22 protein-coding genes and 1 tRNA gene are annotated in these 22,255 nt (G+C 62.9%); 18 read left to right on the top strand and 5 right to left on the bottom strand.

Translation table 11 applies throughout. The features are described from left to right. Window positions 1–16 precede the first annotated feature (16 nt). Complete coding sequence (locus B4I46_RS21375; RefSeq protein WP_043862881.1) at window positions 17–595, bottom strand: Maf family protein; 579 nt, start codon at window positions 593–595, stop codon at window positions 17–19. A gap of 95 nt (window positions 596–690) precedes the next feature. Between B4I46_RS21375 and B4I46_RS21370 the strand changes: the two genes are divergently transcribed. The 16 genes from B4I46_RS21370 (at window position 691) to B4I46_RS21295 (ending at window position 13,860) form a co-directional block, all read left to right on the top strand. After that, on the top strand, window positions 691–1,218 hold the full coding sequence (locus B4I46_RS21370; protein WP_054915811.1) for a YceD family protein: 528 nt from the start codon (window positions 691–693) through the stop codon (window positions 1,216–1,218). A gap of 13 nt (window positions 1,219–1,231) precedes the next feature. Next, the gene (gene rpmF, locus B4I46_RS21365; RefSeq protein WP_010223221.1) at window positions 1,232–1,414 is read left to right on the top strand and encodes a 50S ribosomal protein L32; all 183 of its coding nucleotides are present in this window, start codon (window positions 1,232–1,234) and stop codon (window positions 1,412–1,414) included. A 3-nt stretch (window positions 1,415–1,417) separates the two neighbouring features. After that, the gene (gene plsX / locus B4I46_RS21360; RefSeq protein ID WP_078479736.1) at window positions 1,418–2,425 is read left to right on the top strand and encodes a phosphate acyltransferase PlsX; all 1,008 of its coding nucleotides are present in this window, start codon (window positions 1,418–1,420) and stop codon (window positions 2,423–2,425) included. Window positions 2,426–2,551: 126 nt separating this feature from the next. Continuing rightward, window positions 2,552–3,490 (top strand): ACP S-malonyltransferase, encoded by a 939-nt coding sequence (gene fabD, locus B4I46_RS21355; protein ID WP_100634427.1) that lies wholly within the window; start codon window positions 2,552–2,554, stop codon window positions 3,488–3,490. 16 nt (window positions 3,491–3,506) lie between these two features. Next, window positions 3,507–4,247, top strand: a complete 741-nt coding sequence (fabG, locus tag B4I46_RS21350; RefSeq protein ID WP_043862877.1) for a 3-oxoacyl-ACP reductase FabG — start codon at window positions 3,507–3,509, stop codon at window positions 4,245–4,247. Between the two features lie 195 nt (window positions 4,248–4,442). Next, complete coding sequence (gene acpP, locus B4I46_RS21345; RefSeq protein WP_003175607.1) at window positions 4,443–4,679, top strand: acyl carrier protein; 237 nt, start codon at window positions 4,443–4,445, stop codon at window positions 4,677–4,679. Between the two features lie 104 nt (window positions 4,680–4,783). After that, window positions 4,784–6,028 carry a beta-ketoacyl-ACP synthase II gene (gene fabF, locus B4I46_RS21340; RefSeq protein WP_043862876.1) on the top strand — a complete coding sequence of 415 codons (1,245 nt, stop codon included), beginning with the start codon at window positions 4,784–4,786 and terminating at the stop codon, window positions 6,026–6,028. Continuing rightward, window positions 6,028–6,843, top strand: coding sequence for an aminodeoxychorismate lyase (gene pabC / locus B4I46_RS21335; RefSeq protein ID WP_229590047.1), 816 nt, complete (start codon window positions 6,028–6,030; stop codon window positions 6,841–6,843). Before fabF ends, pabC begins: the two co-directional genes overlap by 1 nt. Before the next feature lie 3 nt (window positions 6,844–6,846). After that, window positions 6,847–7,998: an endolytic transglycosylase MltG gene (gene mltG, locus B4I46_RS21330; RefSeq protein WP_054915808.1), complete on the top strand. Its 1,152-nt coding sequence runs from the start codon at window positions 6,847–6,849 to the stop codon at window positions 7,996–7,998. 19 nt (window positions 7,999–8,017) lie between these two features. After that, entirely contained in the window at window positions 8,018–8,650 is a 633-nt protein-coding gene (gene tmk / locus B4I46_RS21325; protein ID WP_054915807.1) for a dTMP kinase, read from the top strand. Next, window positions 8,643–9,629: a DNA polymerase III subunit delta' gene (locus B4I46_RS21320; protein WP_286901743.1), complete on the top strand. Its 987-nt coding sequence runs from the start codon at window positions 8,643–8,645 to the stop codon at window positions 9,627–9,629. The genes tmk and B4I46_RS21320 overlap by 8 nt, the downstream gene beginning before the upstream one ends. Before the next feature lie 43 nt (window positions 9,630–9,672). Beyond that, the gene (locus tag B4I46_RS21315; protein WP_054915805.1) at window positions 9,673–10,461 is read left to right on the top strand and encodes a TatD family hydrolase; all 789 of its coding nucleotides are present in this window, start codon (window positions 9,673–9,675) and stop codon (window positions 10,459–10,461) included. Window positions 10,462–10,895: 434 nt separating this feature from the next. Next, the gene (locus B4I46_RS21310) at window positions 10,896–11,534 is read left to right on the top strand and encodes a TetR/AcrR family transcriptional regulator (RefSeq protein ID WP_054915804.1); all 639 of its coding nucleotides are present in this window, start codon (window positions 10,896–10,898) and stop codon (window positions 11,532–11,534) included. Window positions 11,535–11,639: 105 nt separating this feature from the next. Continuing rightward, on the top strand, window positions 11,640–12,608 hold the full coding sequence (locus B4I46_RS21305; RefSeq protein ID WP_043862869.1) for a GTP 3',8-cyclase MoaA: 969 nt from the start codon (window positions 11,640–11,642) through the stop codon (window positions 12,606–12,608). Window positions 12,609–12,686: 78 nt separating this feature from the next. Continuing rightward, the gene (locus B4I46_RS21300) at window positions 12,687–13,289 is read left to right on the top strand and encodes a DUF4823 domain-containing protein (RefSeq protein WP_043862868.1); all 603 of its coding nucleotides are present in this window, start codon (window positions 12,687–12,689) and stop codon (window positions 13,287–13,289) included. Between the two features lie 10 nt (window positions 13,290–13,299). Beyond that, complete coding sequence (locus tag B4I46_RS21295; protein WP_043862867.1) at window positions 13,300–13,860, top strand: DUF1285 domain-containing protein; 561 nt, start codon at window positions 13,300–13,302, stop codon at window positions 13,858–13,860. 124 nt (window positions 13,861–13,984) lie between these two features. Here B4I46_RS21295 and B4I46_RS21290 read toward each other — a convergent pair. Both B4I46_RS21290 and B4I46_RS21285 read right to left on the bottom strand, forming a co-directional pair. Further along, a tRNA-Asn gene (locus tag B4I46_RS21290) sits at window positions 13,985–14,060 on the bottom strand. Between the two features lie 61 nt (window positions 14,061–14,121). Next, on the bottom strand, window positions 14,122–15,318 hold the full coding sequence (locus tag B4I46_RS21285; RefSeq protein ID WP_078479732.1) for an amino acid aminotransferase: 1,197 nt from the start codon (window positions 15,316–15,318) through the stop codon (window positions 14,122–14,124). Between the two features lie 294 nt (window positions 15,319–15,612). Here B4I46_RS21285 and uvrB point away from each other — a divergent pair, with 294 nt between their 5' ends. Then, window positions 15,613–17,628 (top strand): excinuclease ABC subunit UvrB, encoded by a 2,016-nt coding sequence (gene uvrB / locus B4I46_RS21280; protein WP_286901739.1) that lies wholly within the window; start codon window positions 15,613–15,615, stop codon window positions 17,626–17,628. Window positions 17,629–17,731: 103 nt separating this feature from the next. On the opposite strand, the gene B4I46_RS21275 is transcribed toward uvrB, so the two are convergent. Continuing rightward, window positions 17,732–19,222 carry an MDR family MFS transporter gene (locus B4I46_RS21275; RefSeq protein WP_173925078.1) on the bottom strand — a complete coding sequence of 497 codons (1,491 nt, stop codon included), beginning with the start codon at window positions 19,220–19,222 and terminating at the stop codon, window positions 17,732–17,734. Between the two features lie 49 nt (window positions 19,223–19,271). Beyond that, on the bottom strand, window positions 19,272–20,312 hold the full coding sequence (locus tag B4I46_RS21270; RefSeq protein ID WP_286901737.1) for an HlyD family secretion protein: 1,041 nt from the start codon (window positions 20,310–20,312) through the stop codon (window positions 19,272–19,274). A gap of 143 nt (window positions 20,313–20,455) precedes the next feature. Between B4I46_RS21270 and gltX the strand changes: the two genes are divergently transcribed. Next, window positions 20,456–21,937: a glutamate--tRNA ligase gene (gene gltX, locus B4I46_RS21265; protein ID WP_043862862.1), complete on the top strand. Its 1,482-nt coding sequence runs from the start codon at window positions 20,456–20,458 to the stop codon at window positions 21,935–21,937. The last annotated feature ends 318 nt before the right edge of the window (window positions 21,938–22,255 follow it).

Genomic DNA, 22,255 nt, shown 5'->3' with positions numbered 1-22,255 from the left:
TGGTATTGGCTTGCCCTCACGGTATGCTCACCCCTTCCTTGAGCAGCATGTCGACCAGTCGGATCAGCGGCAGTCCCACCAGGCTGGTGGCATCGCAGCCGTGGGTGCTTTGGAACAGGCTCACCCCCAGCCCTTCGCACTTGAAGCTGCCGGCGCAGTCATAGGGTTGCTCGGCGTGCAGGTAGCGTTCGATGCGTGGCAGGTCCAGTTCGCGCATGTGCACGGTAAATGGAACGCAATCGACCTCGCAATGGCCGCTCTGGGTATTGAGCAGCGCCACGCCGGTCAGGAAGGTGACGTGATTGCCGCTCGCAGCCAGCAATTGCTCGCAGGCCTTTTCGAAGGTGTGTGGCTTGCCCAGAATCTGTTCGCCCAGCACGGCAACCTGGTCGGAGCCGATGATAAGATGCCCCGGATGGCTGGCAGCCAATGCCTCGGCCTTGTGCCTGGCCAGGCGCTTGACCAGCTCTGGGGCGGGCTCTTCGCCGATGCGCTGTTCGTCGATATCGGGCGCTGCCCAGGCAAAGGGCAGTTGCAGTCGCGCCAGCAATTCGCGCCGGTAGGGTGAGCTGGAAGCCAGTAACAAGGGCAGCATGATGAACTCCTGAGCAGGTGCGCCGATTCTAACATGTTGAACGGGGCCGAATTTCCTTTGACAGGGGCGGGGGGCATCCCTAGAATGCTGCGCCTATGTTGAATGACCCGATTCCACCTCACGTTGACCCGCGCAAATTGGCCGATCGTGGTGTTTCTCTCGAAGGAACGCTGCTACTCGCCGATTTGGAGAGACTCTGCGACCCGCTTTCCGACGATGTCGGTACGGTGCAGGCTAAATTCGATTTTGAGCGAGACGAACAGAAAACCGTGGTTATCCACAGTGCTCTGACCGTCGAGGTCAAGATGGTTTGCCAGCGTTGTCTTGAGCTGGTCACCCTGCCGATCCACAGCGAATCTACATATGCTGTGGTGAAAGAGGGTGCGAATACCCAGTCGTTACCGAAAGGTTATGACGTGCTGGAACTGGGCGAAGATCCTTTGGATCTGCAAGCATTGGTCGAGGAAGAGCTTCTGCTCGCCTTGCCCATCGTGCCTGCTCATCATCCGGAAGAATGCCAGCAGCCGGCGGGCGCCGATGAGCCCGAACCGAGCAAGGACGAGGTAACGCGGTCCAACCCGTTCAGTGTATTGGCGCAGTTAAAGCGTGACCCAAACGTTTAGGAGTTAATCAATTATGGCTGTTCAGCAGAACAAAAAATCCCGCTCTGCCCGTGACATGCGCCGTTCGCACGACGCTCTCTCGGAAAACGCTCTGTCCGTAGAGAAAACCACTGGTGAAGTGCACCTGCGTCACCACGTATCGCCAGAAGGCGTATACCGTGGTCGCAAAGTGATCGACAAGGGCGCTGACGAGTAATCCTTGTCCGCTCAGATCGCGATTGACGCAATGGGCGGGGACTTCGGTCCCCGCAGCATTGTTCAGGCCAGCATTGCTTGCCTGTCGGCTACTCCCTCGCTGCACCTGACCCTCGTCGGTCAACCCTCCCTCCTTGAAGATCTGATCGCTGGCCAGTCGGCAGCGGATCGCGCGCGCCTGCATATTGTGCCGGCCAGCGAAGTGATCGGCATGGACGAGCGGCCGTCCCAGGCGCTGCGTGGCAAGCCCGACTCGTCGATGCGCGTGGCCCTCGAACTATTGCGTGATGGCAAGGTGCAGGCCTGCGTGAGCGCCGGCAACACCGGCGCGCTGATGGCGTTGTCGCGCTATGTGCTCAAGACCCTGCCCGGCATCGATCGGCCTGCGATGGTGGCGGCCATACCGACCCAGACTGGCTATTGCCAGCTGCTTGACCTGGGGGCCAACGTCGACTGCAGCGCCGAGCACCTGTTCCAGTTCGCCGTGATGGGCTCGGTGGCGGCGCAAGCGCTGGGCATTTCCCGGCCGCGTGTGGCGCTGCTCAACATCGGTACCGAAGACATCAAGGGCAACCAGCAGGTCAAGCTGGCTGCGACGCTGCTGCAAAATGCCCGCGGCCTCAACTACATCGGCTTTGTCGAGGGCGATGGCCTGTACCGTGGTGAAGCGGATGTGGTGGTGTGCGACGGCTTTGTCGGCAATATCCTGCTCAAGTCCAGCGAAGGCTTGGCCACCATGATCGGTGGGCGCATCGAGGCGCTGTTCAAGCGTGGCCTGATGGCGCGGGCGGTGGGGGCCCTGGCGATGCCGCTGCTCAGTCGCCTGAAGGCCGACCTTGCGCCGGCGCGCCACAATGGCGCGAGTTTTCTCGGCCTGCAGGGCATCGTCATCAAGAGTCATGGCTCGGCGGGTGTGCAGGGTTTCCAGAGCGCGATACAGCGGGCGCTGATCGAGATCCAGGAGAACTTGCCGCAGCGCTTGCACGGCCGTCTGGAGGATCTGCTGCCTTAGGCATCGGCACAACGACGTGCATAAATGTGACCGCTTGGTTCTCGTTACCATCCAATTGTCAGTTTTCTCGCGCTCAGCCCCGGCTGGGCGCTATTTTCGACGACAAGATCATTAGGGGCTTGTTCAATGTCTGCATCCCTCGCATTCGTCTTTCCTGGCCAAGGTTCGCAGTCGCTCGGCATGCTTGCCGAGCTGGGCGCCCAGTACCCGCTGGTCATCGATACCTTCCGTGAGGCCTCCGAGGCTCTCGGTTACGACCTGTGGGCACTGACCCAGCAGGGCCCGGAAGAACAACTCAACCAGACGGACAAAACCCAGCCGGCCATCCTGACCGCCTCGATCGCCCTGTGGCGCCTGTGGCTGGCCGAAGGTGGCGCGCGCCCTGCATTCGTTTCCGGGCACAGCCTGGGTGAATACAGTGCGCTGGTGGCTGCCGGCAGCCTGAGCCTGGGTGACGCGGTCAAGCTGGTCAAGCGTCGCGGCGAGCTCATGCAGGAGGCCGTGCCGGCCGGGCAGGGCGCCATGGCTGCGATTCTGGGCCTGGATGACGCCGTGGTCGTGGACCTGTGTGCTCAGGCTGCGCAGGGTGAGGTGGTCAGTGCGGTCAACTTCAACTCCCCGGGCCAGGTTGTCATTGCCGGTGCCAAGGCTGCTGTAGAGCGCGCCATGGAAGCCTGCAAGGCCGCCGGCGCCAAACGTGCGCTGCCGCTGCCGGTCAGCGTGCCGTCGCACTGCGAGCTGATGCGCCCGGCCGCCGAGCGGTTTGCCGAATCGGTGAACGCCATCGACTGGCAGGCCCCGCAGATCCCGCTGGTGCAGAACGTCAGTGCGGGCGTGGCTGGCGATCTCGATACCCTCAAACGCGACCTGCTGGAGCAGCTGTACAAGCCGGTACGCTGGGTCGAATGCGTGCAGACCCTGGCCGCCAATGGCGCGGTGCAACTGGTCGAGTGCGGCCCCGGCAAGGTGCTGGCCGGCTTGAACAAGCGCTGCGCCGACGGCGTGAACACCTTCAACCTCAATACCCCGGATGCTTTCGCCGCCACCCGTGCGGCGCTGGCCTGATTTAGGAGAAACTTGCATGAGCCTGCAAGGTAAAGTTGCACTGGTCACCGGCGCCAGCCGTGGCATTGGCCAGGCGATCGCCCTGGAACTGGGGCGTCTGGGCGCCACCGTCATCGGTACCGCCACGTCCGCCTCCGGCGCCGAGCGTATTGCCGCGACCCTCAAGGAGCACGGCATCGCCGGTACCGGGCTGGAGCTGAACGTGACCAGCGACGAGTCGGTCACCGCCACCCTCGCTTCTATCCAGGTGCAGTTCGGTGCGCCGACCATCCTGGTCAACAACGCCGGCATCACCCGCGACAACCTGATGCTGCGCATGAAAGACGACGAGTGGTTCGACGTCATCGATACCAACCTCAACAGCCTCTACCGTCTGTCCAAGGGCGTGCTGCGCGGCATGACCAAGGCGCGCTGGGGTCGTATCATCAGCATCGGTTCGGTCGTTGGGGCCATGGGTAACGTCGGCCAGGTCAACTACGCCGCCGCCAAGGCCGGCCTGGAAGGCTTCAGCCGCGCTCTGGCGCGTGAAGTCGGCTCCCGTGCGATCACCGTGAACTCGGTAGCGCCGGGTTTCATCGATACCGACATGACCCGCGAACTGCCAGAGGCGCAGCGTGAAGCGCTGCAAAACCAGATTCCGCTGGGTCGTCTGGGCCAGGTGGACGAAATCGCGAAAGTGGTTGCGTTCCTGGCCTCTGACGGCGCAGCTTACGTGACCGGTGCGACTGTCCCGGTCAACGGCGGGATGTACATGTAGTTAAATGTGACGGATTGCTTCAAAAAAATGTCATACGAGCTGTCTAAAATCCGTTATAAAGCTGCAACCAAATTCTAGGCGGCAGGTGGGTGTGAAGTTCGAGGGATGCATTACGCTTGAAAAGCGGGCGTCTTTCTATAAACTTACACACCGGCCAGCTGCCTGACATATATCCATTAGGAGTGAAAACTAGGTATGAGCACCATCGAAGAACGCGTCAAGAAAATCGTCGCCGAGCAACTGGGCGTTAAAGAAGAAGAAGTGGTCAACACCGCTTCCTTCGTAGAAGATCTGGGTGCCGATTCCCTTGACACCGTTGAGCTGGTGATGGCTCTGGAAGAGGAATTCGAGACCGAAATCCCTGACGAAGAAGCCGAGAAGATCACTACTGTTCAAGCAGCCATCGACTACGTCACCAGCCACCAGGCTTAAGACTTTGTAGTCGTCGCTTCTTGTCATGGAAAAACCGCACTGCCGTTACTGGCGTGCGGTTTTTTCTTTGCATGAGATGTAGACCATAGAATAAGGAGAGTGCTGTGTCGCGTAGACGCGTCGTGGTCACCGGTATGGGTATGCTGTCGCCACTGGGCACGGATGTGCCAAGCAGTTGGCAAGGCATTCTGGCTGGCCGCAGTGGCATAGGTCTGATCGAGCATACTGACCTGTCTGCCTACTCCACCCGTTTTGGCGGCTCGGTAAAGGGCTTTGAAGTCGAGCAGTACCTGTCGGTCAAGGAAGCCCGCAAGCTCGATCTGTTCATTCAATACGGTCTGGCGGCCGGGTTCCAGGCGGTGCGCAATGCCGGGCTGGAAGTCACCGATGCCAACCGTGAGCGTATCGGCGTGGCCATGGGTTCGGGCATCGGCGGCCTGACCAATATCGAAGAAACCAGCCGGACCTTGCACGAGCAAGGCCCGCGGCGCATTTCGCCGTTCTTCGTGCCAGGCTCGATCATCAACATGATTTCCGGTTTCCTGTCGATCCACCTGGGTGTACAGGGGCCCAACTACGCCATTGCCACTGCCTGCACCACGGGCACGCACTGCATCGGCATGGCGGCGCGCAATATCGCCTACGGCGAAGCCGACGTGATGATCGCCGGTGGCGCAGAGATGGCGGCCTGTGGCCTGGGTATGGGCGGTTTTGGCGCTTCGCGTGCGCTGTCGACGCGCAACGACGAGCCAACCCGTGCCAGCCGGCCGTGGGACAAGGGCCGTGACGGTTTCGTGCTGTCCGACGGTGCCGGTGCGCTGGTGCTCGAAGAGCTCGAGCACGCCAAGGCGCGGGGCGCGACCATCTATGCCGAACTGGTTGGTTTTGGCATGAGCGGCGACGCCTACCACATGACCTCGCCTCCCGACAACGGCGCCGGTGCGGCCCGCTGCATGGCCAACGCCTTGCGCGATGCGGGCGTGAACCCCAGCGAAGTCGGCTACATCAACGCCCACGGTACCTCGACGCCTGCCGGCGACCTGGCCGAAGTGGCAGCGATCAAGTCGGTGTTTGGCGAGCACGCCTACAAGCTGGCCGTGAGCTCGACCAAGTCGATGACCGGTCACCTGCTGGGGGCTGCCGGCGCGGTAGAGGCGATTTTCAGCGTGCTGTCCATCAATGGGCAAGTGGCGCCGCCGACCATCAACCTCGATGAGCCGGATGAAGGCTGCGACCTGGACTTCGTGCCGCACCAGCCGCGCAACATGCCGATCGAGGTCGTGCTGTCGAACTCCTTCGGTTTTGGCGGTACCAATGGCTCGCTGGTGTTCCGCCGGTTCGCCGAGTGATGCACAGCTGGGTCGATGGCCTGCCGGCTGACGCCCTGACGTTGAGCAGCCGCGGGCTGGCCTATGGCGATGGTCTGTTCGAGACCATCGCCGTGCGGGCCGGGCAGCCCTCGCTGCTGGCATATCACCTCGACCGCCTGGCGCTGGGTTGCCAGCGCCTGGCGATCGACGCCGATCACCTACTCATCCGCGACGAGGTATGCCGTTATGCCGGCTTGCTGGGTGATGGCGTGCTCAAGCTCATTCTCACCCGTGGCGACAGTCAGCGCGGCTATGCCCCGGCTGCCGGTGCACCGCCGCGTCGCATTCTTCAGGCCAGCCCCGCCGCCAGCTACCCGCCGCAGAACGCCGAGCAGGGGATAAGGCTGTTTGCCTGCCAGACCCGCCTGGCCGAGCAACCCTTGCTTGCCGGGCTCAAGCACCTCAATCGCCTGGAGCAGGTACTGGCACGGGCCGAGTGGCAGGGCGCCGAGTACGCTGAAGGTTTGATGCGTGATGTTTCCGGGCGTGTGATCGAAGGTGTCTACAGCAACCTGTTCGTGGTGCGCGATGGCGTGCTTTACACCGCCGACCTGGCGCGTTGCGGCGTGGCTGGGGTAATGCGCGCTGCCTTGCTGGACGAGGCGCCGCGCCACGGTATCACGGCCCGTGTGGTCGACCTGGCGCTGGCCGATCTCGAGCAGGCCGACGAAGTGTTGCTGTGCAACAGCGTGTATGGCGTATGGCCGGTGCGTGCATTTGCATCGCTGAACTGGTCGCCGGGGCCGCTCACCCGTAAACTGCAGGCCATTGCCCGTACGCTACTGGATGCTTGATTCGTGAGACGTAAATTGTTGGTGCTGCTGGAGACCGGGTTGATCCTGGCCGGCCTGCTATTGGGCTTCTCGGCCTGGAAGGTGCACTCGGCGCTGGAGCAGCCGCTGCACCTGACCGGCGAGCGGTTGCTCGATGTTCCTACCGGCACCACGCCCAACCGCATGTTCTATCGCATGCAGCAGGACGGCGTGATTCGCGACGCCTTCTGGCTGCGCCTTTACTGGCGCTTCAACATGCCGAGCGTGGCTTTGCATACCGGCGAGTACCGCATGACCCCCGGCATGAACGTGCGCGACCTGTTCGAGGCGTGGCGGCGTGGTGACGTGGTGCAGTACAGCCTGACCCTGGTCGAGGGCTGGAATTTCCGCCAGGTGCGCTCGGCACTGGCCAGACATGAAAAGATCCGCCAGACCCTGGATGGCCTGAGCGACAGCGAGGTCATGGACAAGCTCGGGCACCCGGGCGTGTTCCCCGAGGGGCGCTTCTTCCCTGATACCTATCGGTTCGTGCGCGGCATGAGCGATGTCGAGTTCCTGCAGCAGGCGTACGCGCGCCTGGAGGAGGTGCTGGCCAAGGAGTGGAACGAGCGCTCCCCGGCTGCGCCCTATCGCGACCCTTACCAGGCGCTGATCATGGCCTCGCTGGTCGAGAAGGAAACCGGCGTGCCACAGGAGCGTGGTCAGATCGCCGGCGTCTTCGTGCGTCGCCTGCAGATCGGCATGCTGCTGCAGACCGACCCTACCGTGATCTATGGCATGGGCGAACGCTACAACGGCAAGATCACCCGCGCCGACCTGCGTGAGCCCACGCCCTACAACACCTACGTGATCGCCGGCCTGCCGCCCACGCCGATTGCCATGGTCGGGCGTGAAGCCATTCACGCGGCCTTGAACCCGGAGCCGGGCAGCAGCCTGTACTTCGTCGCCCGGGGCGATGGCAGCCATGTGTTCTCCGACGACCTGGGGGCGCACAATTCTGCCGTGCGCGAGTACCAGATCAAGCGGCGTGCCGACTACCGTTCAAGCCCGGCGCCAAGCGCCGGCGACACCCCGAACGAGGTTCCTGCGTCCGAGGCGCCCCAGGCTGCACCGCAGCCTGCCGAGCCCTCGGTGCAGCCGGATGTTCCCCCGGCCAGCGAACCTACCCCGCAATGACCCTGATTAAGGACTGCCTGTGAGCGGCTTGTTTATCACCCTGGAAGGTCCCGAAGGCGCGGGCAAGAGCACCAATCGCGAGTACCTGGCCGAGCACCTGCGCGCCCACGGGCTGGATGTGGTGCTGACCCGCGAGCCGGGCGGCACCCCGCTGGCCGAGCGCATCCGCGAACTGTTGCTGGCCCCCAGCGATGAGACGATGGATGCCGACACCGAGCTGTTGCTGGTGTTCGCCGCGCGCGCCCAGCACCTGGCCCAGGTGATCCGCCCGGCGCTTGCGCGGGGCGCCATCGTCCTGTGCGACCGTTTTACCGATGCCACCTATGCCTACCAGGGCGGTGGCCGCGGGCTGTCGGTCGAGCGCATTGCCACCCTTGAAACCTTCGTCCAGGGCGACCTGCGCCCCGACCTGACCCTGGTGTTCGACCTGCCGGTGGAGGTCGGCCTTTCGCGCGCAGCGGCGCGCGGGCGGCTGGATCGCTTCGAGCAGGAAGGTCAGGCGTTTTTCCAGGCCGTTCGCCAGGCCTACCTGGCCCGCGCAGCCGCCGACCCGGCGCGCTATCACCTGGTCGATGCCGCGCAACCGCTGGCCCGGGTTCAACTCGCCCTGGATGCGTTGCTGCCGCAGATACTGGAGCGTTGCCGTGGCTGAGGCCTACCCGTGGCAGGCGACGCTCTGGCAGCAACTGGCCGGGCGCACACAGCATGCCCATGCGTACCTGTTGCACGGCCCGCAAGGCATCGGCAAGCGGGCGCTGGCCGAGCGCCTGATGGCGTTTCTGCTGTGCCGCCAGCCCGAGGGGCTTGAGGCGTGCGGGCACTGCAAGTCGTGCCAGTTACTGAAGGCGGGCAGTCACCCGGACAACTACATCCTGGAGCCTGAAGAGGCCGACAAGCCGATCAAGGTCGACCAGGTGCGCGACCTGGTCAGCTTCGTGGTGCAGACCGCGCAGATGGGTGGACGCAAGGTGATTCTCATCGAGCCGGTCGAGGCAATGAACATCAACGCTGCCAACGCCTTGCTCAAGAGCCTCGAAGAGCCTTCGGGCGATACCGTGCTGTTGCTGGTCAGTCACCAGCCCAGCCGGTTGCTGCCGACCATCAGGAGCCGTTGCCAGCAACAGGCCTGCCCGTTGCCAAGTCAGGCGCAGAGCGAGGCGTGGCTGGCAGCCGCGTTACCCGACAGTGACGAGGCCGAGCGCCACGAACTGCTGAGCCTTGCAGCAGGTTCGCCACTGCTGGCTGTCAGCCTGCAGGCCCAGGGTGTGCGCGAGCAGCGCGCGCAGGTGGTCGAGGGGGTCAAGAAGCTGCTCAAGCAGCAGCAGTCCGCGACCCAGTTGGCCGAAGGCTGGAACAGCATCCCGCTGTTGTTGCTGTTCGACTGGTTCTGCGACTGGTCCAACCTGATCCTGCGCTATCAGATGACCCAGGACGAAGAGGGCCTGGGGCTGGCCGACATGCGCAAGGTCGTGCAGTACCTTGCCCAGAAGAGCCCGCAGGGCAAGGTGCTGGATATCCAGGACTGGATTCTTGTGCAGCGCCAGAAGGTGCTGAACAAGGCCAACCTCAACCGCGTGCTGTTGCTCGAAGCGTTGCTGGCCTCCTGGGCCCTGTTGCCGGGTCAGCGTTGAGCTGGCCTTTCGATCCTCCATTTTCAGTGTTGTCATTACGCCCATGCTTGTAGATTCCCATTGCCACCTCGACCGTCTCGACCTCGCCGCCCATGGTGGCTCCCTGGATGCCGCGCTGGATGCCGCGCGGGCACGGGGTGTCGGGCATTTCCTGTGCATCGGCGTAAGTGCCGACAATGCGGCCCAGGTCAGGGCGCTGGCAGCGCGCTACCCTGATGTGGACTGCTCAGTCGGCATCCACCCGCTGGACCTGGCGCCAGGCGAAGCGCCGGCGCTGGACTGGCTGCTCGGCGAACTGAACCACCCCGAGGTGGTGGCCATTGGTGAGACCGGGCTGGACTATCACTACGAGCCCGAGGCTGCACAGTTGCAACAGGCGTCGTTTCGCCTGCACCTGGAGGCGGCCAGGCTCACCGGCAAGCCGGTGGTCATCCACACCCGTGCGGCGCGCGCCGATACCCTGACCCTGCTGCGCGAGGCGGCATTGCCGCAGGCGGGCGTGCTGCACTGCTTCACCGAAGACTGGGAGATGGCCAAGGCAGCGCTGGACCTGGGGTATTACATTTCGTTGTCGGGGATTGTCACGTTCCGCAATGCCGACGCGTTGCGTGATGTGGCGCGGCAGGTGCCGGCAGATCGTTTGCTGGTAGAGACCGACTCACCGTACCTGGCGCCGATTCCGCACCGCGGCAAGCCGAACTTGCCGGAGTATGTGCGTGACGTGGCGGAGTTCATCGCGTTGGTGCGGGGGGAGCGTTACGAGCAGCTGGCGCAACAGACCACCGAGAACTTCAGGCGTCTGTTCCCCCTGGCGCGGGTGCGGGTGGCCTGACCCCGCTGCGCGGTCGCCGTGGCGGTCGCGCGGGCAAAAAAAACCCGGGTTCTGGGGGGGAATCCGGGTTAAGACCATTAGGAGTAAAACAAAGGCGAGCGGTCCGTGTTCACCCTTATCGGCGCGTCACTTGGGGGGATGCGTCGCGCCAACACCTCAAGTATTGGTCAGGTTCGCCGCGATTCCACCAAGGGTTGATCGTTTTTTAAACAGATTTGGAATACGTGCGGCCCTGCTGAGCACGCATTGCTCTGCCGTGCGCCTGACCGCCTGGATTGCACGTCTGGGGCAGGGGGAAGGGGAGGTCCGCTTCGGGCAACCGGGTCGCCGGCCTGTTCAAACTCATCAAGAAACATAGGCATGCGCGGATGATCCGTGCATTTTTGCGCAAGTTAGGCATAATAACGGGCTTCGATTTTGATCCAGTCCTTCTTATGCAGAAAGAACCTCGTAAGGTCCGTGAGTTTCGTCGCCGAGAGCAAGAGATTCTCGATACCGCGCTCAAGCTGTTTCTCGAACAGGGTGAAGACAGTGTCACCGTCGAGATGATCGCTGACGCCGTGGGTATCGGCAAAGGCACGATCTACAAGCACTTCAAGTCCAAGGCGGAGATCTACCTGCGCCTGATGCTCGACTACGAGCGCGATTTGAACGAACTGCTGCACTCTGCCGATGTGGATCGCGACAAGGAGGCCCTGTCGCGTGCCTACTTCGAATTCCGCATGCGCGACCCGCAGCGCTACCGCCTGTTCGACCGCCTCGAAGAGAAGGTGGTCAAAGGCAACCAGGTGCCGGAAATGGTCGAGGAGCTGCACAAGATCCGTGCCTCCAACTTCGAGCGCCTGACCCTGCTGATCAAGGGTCGCATCACCGAGGGCAAGCTCGAGGACGTGCCGCCGTATTTCCACTACTGCGCAGCCTGGGCCCTGGTGCATGGCGCGGTGGCACTGTATCACTCGCCGTTCTGGAGCAATGTGCTGGAGGACCAGGAAGGCTTCTTCCAGTTCCTCATGGACATTGGCGTGCGCATGGGCAACAAGCGCAAGCGCGACCCGGAGCCATCTGGCAGCTGAATGCTCGCTGGCGCCGTGCAGGCATATACTCAGGTAAGAGGCTTGCAAAAAACTGATTTCTGAGTCAGGTTTTGCAGGCCCGATTCACACTTGCCGGAGTGCTCCATGATCGTCGACCGTCAAGGCAGACGTTTTCGCAACCTGCGCGTCAGCCTCACCGCGGCGTGCAACTATGCCTGCACCTATTGCGTGCCGGACGGCAAGCGTCTGGTCGCAGCGCAGGATGAGCTCTCGGCCCAGGCCATGGTGCGTGGGGTGGCCTGGCTGATCGAAGCTGCCGGTATCGAGCGCCTGCGTATCACCGGTGGCGAACCCCTGGTCAGTCCCAAGCTCGAAGCCTTCCTGGCTGGCGTGTCGGTGCTCGGCCTCGATGACATCGCCCTGACCACCAATGGCCAGTTGCTCGCGCGCAAGCTGCCATTGCTGCTGGATGCCGGCATCCGGCGCCTGAACGTCTCCCTTGATACCCTCGACGCCGATGCCTTCCGCGGGATCTCCCGTGGCGGGGATCTGGCCAGCGTGCTCGATGGCATGCACAAGGCCAGCGACGCCGGCATGAAGATCAAGGTGAACATGGTGCCACTGCGCGGGCGCAACCTCGATCAGGTGCTGCCGCTGCTCGACTACTGCCTGGCCCGTGGCTATGAACTGCGCTTTATCGAACTGATGCGCATGGGGCACCTGGCCAGCGACCACAACGCTTTCCTGCAGCAGTTCGTGAGCCTGGAGCAGTTGTTGCAACTGATCGGCGAGCATCACGAGTACGCCCAGGCCGATGCGCCAGTGGACGCCACTGCATTGCGCTACCGGGTGCCGGGGCAAGGCCACTTCGGCGTGATCGCCAACGAAAGCGTGCCGTTCTGCCGAACCTGCTCGCGCCTGCGTCTGTCTTCTACCGGGTGGCTGCATGGCTGTCTGTCGTCGAGCAACCGGCATTTCATCGGTGACCTGCTCGACAAGCCGCGCCACCAGGCGTTGCCGGCCTTGCAGGGCATGTTGATGAAGGCCCTGGGCGACAAGCAGGCCGTGGCTTTTTCAGGCGGTGCCACGGTGATGAAGATCATCGGCGGTTGAGCCATACCCTCCAGCTGGCGCAAAACCTGCATCTGGCGGCTGTTCGCCGGTTTTCCGTCACCGGCTTCTGGAGGAAAGATGCGTAGCCTGGTTCTGCTGCTGGCGCTGATGGCGCTGGGTGGCTGCATGAATGTGAGCGATATGGGCGAAGGTGTGCGCTACCACATGAGCGACGCCGGCCTGCTCGACCATAGCGAAACCCGCCGTTCGTTGTCGGTGCGCCTGCAGCCCGACTCGTTCGTCTTCATCGGTCAGGGCGTGTTCGTGCCGCCGGGCAATGCCTATCCGCGGCCCAACGTGGTGGCCGAGGAAGCCTTCAAGGCCTTTGTCGAGTACTTCCCGCTGGTGCGACGTGCCGAGGGTCCGCTGGGGCTGGAGGATGCCTTGTCCCAGGCGCGCGACGTGGGCGCGCATTACCTGCTGTATGCGCGTTTTGCCAAGGCCGACAACCGTATCGGCAATGGTGACGAGTGGTACGACGAGCAGGCGGTGGACCGCCTGGGTGTCGACACCGGAAGAATTCAGCTGATGCTGATCGAAACCAGTACCCGCTATCTGATCGATACCGTGAGCATCCGCAGCCGTGGCGGTTTGCTGACGTTCCACGACAATCAGCCGCAGGATTTGATTGCGGCACCGCTTGAGGATTACGCTCGCAGTTTGTTGGGCATGAGCCGCTGAGGAGCAGATGATGGTGGATACCGGCAAGGCCAATGACCTGTTGGCGCAACTCCCTAAGGTCGGCAAAGGCCCGGCGCCGGTCCACCTGTGGAATCCGGACTTCTGCGGCGACATCGACATGCGAATCGCCCGCGACGGTACCTGGTACTACCTGGGCACCCCGATTGGTCGCAAGCCGATGGTGCGTCTGTTCTCCACCATCATCCGTCGCGACGGGGATGACTACTTTCTGGTCACGCCTGTGGAAAAGGTCGGAATCCAGGTCGATGATGCGCCGTTCGTGGCGGTGCTCATGGACGTGCAGGGCAGTGGTGAGCAGCAGGTGCTGCGCTTCACCAGCAATGTGGAGGATGTGGTCGAGGCCGGGCCCGAGCACCCACTGCGCTTCGTGATCGACCCGCTGACACAGGAACCTTCGCCTTACGTGCATATGCGCAACAACCTCGAGGCGCTGATCCATCGCAGCGTGTTTTACCAGCTGGTAGAGCTGGCTGTAACGCGTGACATCGATGGGCAGCCATGGCTGGGCGTATGGAGTGCGGGGCAGTTCTTTCCGATCGGGCAGCAATAGCCTGTCGCAGCCTTTATCGCCAGGCAGCCCTGGTCCGGGCTGAAGACCAAAACGAAAAAACCCGCCAAAAGGCGGGTTTTTCGAGTATTTCAGAAGCTGTGTAAGCACGCTCTGAAACGATGTTTGGCTCCGCGACCAGGACTCGAACCTGGGACCCAATGATTAACAGTCATTTGCTCTACCGACTGAGCTATCGCGGAATCTGGGGCGTATCTTACTGATTGCTAAGGGGAAGTCAAGCTCCCCCTGAGCAATCAGGTGTTACAGGACCTCGACGATCGCCTTGGTCACCACGTGAATGTTGTTCTGGTTCAACGAGGCGACGCAGATACGACCGGTATCCAGAGCATAGATCGCATGCTCGTCCTTCAGGCGTGCCACCTGCTCGACGGTCAGGCCCGAGTAGGAGAACATGCCGCACTGACGCCCGACGAAGCTGAAGTCCTGCTGTGCGCCGTACTGGGCCAGCAGCTCGACCATCTGCTTGCGCATGCCGTGGATACGCTGGCGCATCTCGGCCAGTTCCGCTTCCCACATTGCGCGCAGCTCGGGGCTGTTGAGCACGGTGGCGACAATGGTCGCGCCGTGGGTCGGCGGGTTGGAGTAGTTGGTGCGGATCACGCGCTTGACCTGCGACAGCACGCGAGTGGCCTCTTCCTTGGACTCGGTGACGATCGACAGGGCGCCGACGCGCTCGCCGTACAGCGAAAACGACTTGGAGAACGAGCTGGAGACGAAGAAGTCCAGGCCCGATTCGGCGAACAGGCGCACGGCAGCGGCGTCTTCGGCGATGCCCTGGCCAAAGCCCTGGTAGGCCATGTCCAGGAACGGGATGTGACCCTTGGCCTTGACCACCTCGAGCACGTTGTTCCAGTCGGCCGGGGTCAGGTCGACGCCGGTCGGGTTGTGGCAGCAGGCGTGCAGTACCACGATCGAGCCGGCCGGCAGCGCGTTGAGGTCCTCGAGCATGCCGGCACGGTTGACGTCATGGGTGGCGGCGTCGTAGTAGCGGTAGTTCTTGACCGGGAAACCGGCGGTTTCGAACAGGGCGCGGTGGTTTTCCCAGCTCGGGTCGCTGATTGCGACAGTGGCATTGGGCGACAGCTGCTTGAGGAAGTCAGCGCCGATCTTCAAGGCGCCGGTACCACCGACGGACTGGGTGGTGACCACACGGCCGGCGGCCAGCAGGGGCGAATCGGCACCGAACAGCAGCTTCTGCACGGCCTGGTCGTAGGCCACGATGCCGTCGATCGGCAGGTAGCCGCGGGAGGCGTGCTGGGCGGCGCGTTGGGTTTCGGCTTCGATGACTGCACGCAGCAGTGGGATACGCCCTTCTTCGTTGCAGTAAACACCAACGCCCAGGTTCACCTTGTGGGTGCGGGTATCGGCATTGAACGCTTCGTTGAGGCCCAGGATAGGGTCGCGGGGTGCCAGCTCGACAGCGGAAAACAGGCTCATTTTTACCTTGGCTCTGAATGGAGAGTGATAGAGGTCGCACGCTCCAGCCGAATGCACTGAAGCGGTGCACAAACGGGGAGTCAGTATAGTGATACCCATCGGTCACGGCGACAGTCTGTCGCAGCTTTTACTGCTGTTTTCGCGAATATTTTTCGACCGTCAGTCGCTTGCGCCGGTCAATACTGTGAAACAGGCCGTGGTTTGCCTTGAAACTGGCGCCGGGCACCACCAATTGGGTATAAGTACTGTCTATAAATACAGTTGCCTGTATCCGTTCATTTCCAGGGGTTCACCATGTCCGAGTTTCAACTCGTCACCCGTTTCCAGCCGGCGGGTGATCAGCCCGAAGCCATTCGCCTGATGGTCGAGGGGATCGAGGCCGGGCTGGCGCACCAGACCCTGCTCGGGGTGACGGGTTCGGGCAAGACCTTCAGCATCGCCAACGTGATTGCCCAGGTGCAGCGCCCGACTCTGGTACTGGCGCCGAACAAGACCCTGGCCGCCCAGTTGTATGGCGAGTTCAAGTCATTCTTCCCGAACAACGCGGTGGAGTATTTCGTTTCCTACTACGACTACTACCAGCCCGAAGCCTACGTGCCGTCCTCCGACACCTTCATCGAGAAGGACGCCTCGATCAACGACCATATCGAGCAGATGCGCCTGTCGGCGACCAAGGCGCTGCTGGAGCGGCGTGACGCGATCATCGTCACCACGGTGTCGTGCATCTATGGTCTGGGCAGCCCGGAAACCTATTTGAAGATGGTGCTGCACGTGGACCGTGGCGACAAGCTCGACCAGCGGGCCTTGCTGCGCCGTCTGGCCGACCTGCAGTACACCCGCAACGACATGGACTTTGCCCGCGCCACCTTCCGTGTGCGCGGCGACGTGATCGACATCTTCCCGGCCGAATCGGACCTGGAGGCCATCCGCATCGAGCTGTTCGATGACGAGGTGGAGCACATCGCGGCCTTCGACCCGCTGACCGGCGAGGTGATCCGCAAGCTGCCGCGCTTCACCTTCTACCCCAAGAGCCACTACGTGACCCCGCGCGAAACCCTGCTGGAGGCCATGGACGGGATCAAGGCGGAGCTCAAGGAACGCCTGGAGTACCTGCACAAGCACAACAAGCTGGTCGAGGCCCAGCGCCTGGAGCAGCGCACCCGGTTCGACCTGGAGATGATCCTGGAGCTGGGCTACTGCAACGGCATCGAAAACTACTCGCGCTACCTGTCCGGGCGTCCGGCCGGCGCGCCGCCGCCGACCCTGTACGACTACCTGCCGCCGGATGCGTTGCTGGTGATCGACGAATCCCACGTCAGCGTTCCGCAGGTGGGGGCCATGTACAAGGGGGACCGCTCGCGCAAGGAAACCCTGGTGGAGTACGGCTTTCGCCTGCCTTCGGCGTTGGACAACCGGCCCATGCGCTTTGACGAATGGGAGTCGGTCAGCCCGCAGACCATCTTCGTCTCGGCCACGCCGGGCAACTACGAGGCCGAGCATGCCGGCCGTGTGGTGGAGCAGGTGGTGCGCCCGACCGGCCTGGTCGACCCCCAGGTGGAGGTGCGTCCGGCCACGACCCAGGTGGATGACCTGCTGTCGGAGATTCGCAAGCGTGTGGCGGTGGAGGAGCGGGTGCTGGTCACTACCCTGACCAAGCGCATGGCCGAAGACCTCAGCGATTACCTGGCCGATCACGATGTGCGGGTGCGCTACCTGCACTCGGACATCGATACCGTTGAGCGAGTCGAGATCATCCGCGACCTGCGCCTGGGCACCTTCGATGTGCTGGTGGGTATCAACCTGCTGCGTGAGGGCCTGGACATGCCCGAGGTCTCGCTGGTGGCGATTCTGGATGCGGACAAGGAGGGCTTCCTGCGTTCGGAGCGCTCGCTGATCCAGACCATCGGGCGCGCGGCGCGCAACCTCAACGGCCGCGCGATCCTGTACGCCGACAACATGACTGGCTCGATGGAGCGGGCGATCGGCGAAACCGAGCGCCGCCGCGACAAGCAGATGGCCTTCAACGAGGCCAACGGCATCGTGCCCAAGGGCGTGGTCAAGGACATCACCGACATCATGGAAGGCGCCAACGTGCCCGGCTCGCGCAGCAAGAAGCGCAAGGGCATGGCCAAGGCCGCCGAGGAGCGCGAGCGTTACGAGGCCGAGTTGCGTTCGCCTGGCGAGATCGCCAAGCGCATCAAGGCGCTGGAAGAGAAGATGTACCAGCTGGCGCGGGACCTGGAGTTCGAGGCTGCAGCGCAGATGCGCGACGAGATCGCGCAGTTGCGTGAGCGATTGCTCACGGTCTGACGGGCCTTTCGCGGGTCAAGCCCGCTCCCACAGGATCACATTGACGCCAAGGGCAATGGAGTACCTGCGGGAGCGGGCTTGCCAGCGAAGACTTCAACGCGGTCTAGTGCGCCTCACCCGCCTTCAACCCCTGCGGCAGCTTCTTCGTCAACAGCACCGCCACCATGCTGATTGCCAGCCCGATGCCGACAAAATGGAAGGCGTCGTTGTACGCCATGATCATCGCCTGCTGATGGGTGATCTCGCTCAGCCTGGCCAGTGCTGCCCCTTCGCTGCCCAGCTTCTCGGTCAGCAAGGTCAGCCGCTCGGCCACTGCGGCATTGGTCGGTACCACCGCCTCGCGCAGGTAGTCGAAATACACCTTGGTGCGCGCATCCAGCAGCGTGGCCAGCAGCGCAATGCCGATGGCCCCGCCCAGGTTGCGCAGGATGTTGAACAGGCTCGACGCCGAGCCTGCGTCCTGCGGCTGGATATAGGCCGTGGCAATCAGCGAGATGGTCACCATGATCATCGGCTGCCCCAGCGCACGGATGATCTGGATATGGTTGAACTGGGTGCCGGCAAAGTCCGGGTTCAATACCCCCGAGCTGAAACTCGCCAGCCCGAACAGCCCGAAGCCGATGGTGCAGAGGATCTTCGGCGAAATCACCTTCATCAGTTGCGGGACCAGCGGGATCAGGAACAGCTGCGGCACCCCCATCCACATGATCACTTCGCCGATCTGCAGGGCGTTGTAGTTCTGGATCTGCGCCAGGTACAGCGGCAGCAGGTAGATCGAACCGTACAACCCCACGCCCATGCCCAGGCTGGCAATGCTCGACAACCCGAAATTGCGGTTCTGCAGGATGCGCAGGTTGATCAGCGGGTTGGGTTTCGAGAACTGCACGATCACGAAGGTAATGAGGCTGACCAGGGCAATGCTGCCCAGGGTGACGATCAGCCCCGACTCGAGCCAGTCCTTGCGATGCCCCTCCTCAAGAAACACCTGCAGGCAGCCAAGCCCGACGCCCAGCGTCAGGATGCCGGTGTAATCGGTGCTTTTGAGCAGCTCCCAGTGCGCTTCCTTCTTCTCCAGGCCGTACAGCAAGCCGCCGATCATGATCAGGCCGGGCGGGATGTTGATGTAGAAGATGTATTCCCAGCCCCAGTTCTCGGTCAGCCAGCCGCCCAGAGTAGGGCCGATGGACGGGGCGAAGGTGGCGGTCATGGCGAACATCGCCATGCCCTTGGCGCGGTGATGCTCGGGCAGCTTGATCAGGGTCAGGGTGAAGGCCAGCGGGATCAGGGCGCCGCCGGTAAAACCCTGCAGGGCGCGGAACACGATCATGCTTTCCAGGTTCCAGGCCATCGAGCACAGCAGCGACGACACCAGAAAACCCGCCGACACCCACACTGCCAGGCGCCGCGCCGACAGCAGCTGCACCAGCCAGGCGGTCAGCGGGATCATGATGATCTCGGCCACCAGGTAGGAGGTGGAGATCCACGAGCCTTCTTCCAGGGTCGCCGACAGGGCGCCCTGGATGTCCTTGAGCGACGAGTTGGTGATCTGGATGTCGAGCACTGCCATGAACGCGCCGAGCATCACGCTCATCACTGCGATCCAGTCGCGCCGGCTGGGTTCGCCGACGGGACGGATCAGTTGATCACCGGCCATCGGTACGGATATCGACGGTGGCGGTCACCGACATGCCCGGGCGGATCTTGCCGTGCAGCGGGTTGTCGGCGGCGAAGGTCAGCTTGACCGGGATACGCTGCACGACCTTGGTGAAGTTGCCGGTGGCGTTGTCGGGTGGCAGCAGGCTGAACTGCGCGCCGGAAGCGGCGAACAGGCTGTCGACGCGGCCTTCGATCGGCGTGTCGGGGTAGCTGTCGAACACCAGCTCGGCACGCTGGCCGGGCTGCATCTTGCCGATCTGGGTTTCCTTGAAGTTGGCCTGCACCCAGATGTCCTGATCGGGCACGATCGACAGCAGGTAGGCGCCGGCCTGCACGTACTGGCCGTTGCGTGCCGCGCGCTGGCCGATCATGCCGCTGATCGGCGCGCGAATTTCACTGCGGCTCAGGTTCAGCTCGGCCTGGGCCAGGTCGGTGCGGGCGGTGGCGATCTGGGCGTCCAGGCGCTTGAGTTCGGCAGCCAGTGCGTTGACCTGCTGGCGTTGACCCTGCAGGTCGGCCTGGGCCTTGCTCACCTGGGAGCGTGCCACGTTGCTTTCGGCCGACAGGGTGGTCACCCGTTCTTCCGAGACAAAGCCTGGCTTGCGCAGCGCCTGTGCACGGTTGAGGTCCAGCTGGGTACGCCCAAGCGTGGCCTGGTTGGCCGACACCTGTGCCTGGCCGGCGGCGATCAGGCTCGCCTGCTGCGTCAGGCGGCTGTCGGCTTGCAGGCGCTCGGCCTCGCGGGTGGCCAGGGTGGCGCGGGCGCGCTCCACGGCAAACTGGAAGTCGTTGCCTTCCAGGCGCACCAGCAGGTCGCCCTTGGCCACATGCTGGTTGTCCTCGACCAGCACCTGCTCGATGCGCGCGCCCAACTGGCTGGAAACCCGGGTGATCTCGCCCTGCACGTAGGCGTTGTCGGTGCTCTCGTAGAAGCGCCCCTTGAAGTACCAGTGGGCCAGAAAGCCCAGGACGATGAGCAGAACCAGGGTCAGGAAAATCAGCAGGCGACGCTTGAGTTGGGCAGGCATGGGTACGATCGTTCCAAAAATGTAAGCAAATTTAACAAGGTTTGCCTTGGCAAACACAAGCGCCGATCGTGCCCATTGCTGGAGCCGGGTGGCCCCGTGCTGTTAACATCCAGCCTTTGTTTCACCTCTTGTTCGAGACTCTCATGACCACCGTTCGCACGCGTATCGCGCCTTCGCCGACTGGCGATCCCCATGTCGGCACCGCCTACATCGCCCTGTTCAACTACTGCTTCGCCAAGCAGCACGGTGGCGAATTCATCCTGCGTATCGAAGATACCGATCAGCTGCGCTCCACCCGCGAGTCCGAGCAGCAGATCTTCGATGCCCTCCGCTGGCTGGGTATCGAATGGAGCGAAGGCCCGGATGTCGGCGGCCCGCACGGCCCGTACCGCCAGAGCGAACGCGGCGAGATCTACAAGCAGTACGCCCAGCAACTGGTCGATCTGGGCCATGCCTTCCCTTGCTTCTGCACTGCCGAAGAACTGGACCAGATGCGTGCCGAGCAGATGGCCCGCGGCGAAACCCCGCGCTATGACGGGCGCGCCTTGCTGCTCTCGCCTGAAGAAGTGCAGCGTCGCCTGGCCGCCGGCGAGCCCCATGTGATCCGCATGAAAGTGCCGACCGAAGGCGTGTGCGTGGTACCGGACATGCTGCGCGGCGACGTCGAGATTCCGTGGGACCGCATGGACATGCAGGTACTGATGAAGACCGATGGCCTGCCGACCTACTTCCTGGCCAACGTGGTCGATGACCACCTGATGGGCATCACCCACGTATTGCGTGGCGAAGAGTGGCTGCCTTCGGCGCCCAAGCTGATCAAACTGTACGAGTACTTCGGCTGGGAGCAGCCAACCCTGTGCTACATGCCGCTGCTGCGCAACCCCGACAAGAGCAAGCTGTCCAAGCGCAAGAACCCGACCTCGGTGACCTTCTACGAGCGCATGGGCTTCATGCCCGAAGCCATGCTCAACTACCTGGGCCGCATGGGTTGGTCGATGCCGGACGAGCGCGAGAAGTTCTCGCTGGCCGAAATGGTCGAGCACTTCGACCTGTCGCGTGTGTCGCTGGGCGGCCCGATCTTCGACATCGAGAAGCTGTCGTGGCTCAACGGCCAGTGGCTGCGTGAGCTGCCTGTCGCAGAGTTTGCCGCGCGCGTGCAGAAATGGGCGTTCAACAGCGACTACATGATGAAGATCGCGCCGCACGTGCAGGGCAGGGTAGAGACCTTCAGCCAGATTGCGCCGCTGGGTGGGTTCTTCTTCGAAGGTGCGCTCAAGCTCGACGCCAAGCTGTTCGAGCACAAGAAACTGTCGGCCGACCAGGTACGCCAGGTGATCCAGCTGATCCTGTGGAAGCTCGAGGGGCTGCGCCAGTGGGAGAAGGATCGCATCACCGGCTGCATCCAGGCGGTGGTCGAGGCGCTGGAGCTCAAGCTGCGTGACGCGATGCCGCTGATGTTCGCCGCGATTTCCGGCCAGGCCAGCTCGGTGTCGGTGCTCGATGCCATGGAGATCCTCGGGCCGGACCTGACCCGCTACCGCCTGCGCCAGGCGCTGGACCTGCTGGGTGGTGTGTCGAAGAAAGAAAACAAGGAATGGGAAAAGCTGTTGGGCACCATTGCCTGAGCATTTTTCCCGTAGGAGCCGGCCTTGCCGGCGAACAAAGCGCTGCGGTACCCGGTATTGCGCAGCGCCTGTTTCGCCGGCAAGGCCGGCTCCTGCAAGGGCGAGACCCCCGAGTTTGCGGGGGCTCTCCTGACCCAGGCCGGTAAGTGTTTGTTATCTCGGAAATTTCTTTTGGATTTTGTTGAAAATTTATTTGACAGGTCTTCAATCCGATCTTAATATGCGCCCCGTCCACAGCGATGAACGAAACGAAGCGCGAAGCACCCAGCCAAGCGATTCAGTTCAAAGCGACATTGTGGGGCTATAGCTCAGCTGGGA

Origin of the sequence: Pseudomonas sp. UBA7500 (genome assembly GCF_002478435.1) — a bacterium.
Lineage (GTDB): Bacteria > Pseudomonadota > Gammaproteobacteria > Pseudomonadales > Pseudomonadaceae > Aquipseudomonas > Aquipseudomonas palmensis.
Note: the sequence above shows the minus strand (reverse complement) of the source record. Positions and strands in the feature narration are given on the sequence as shown.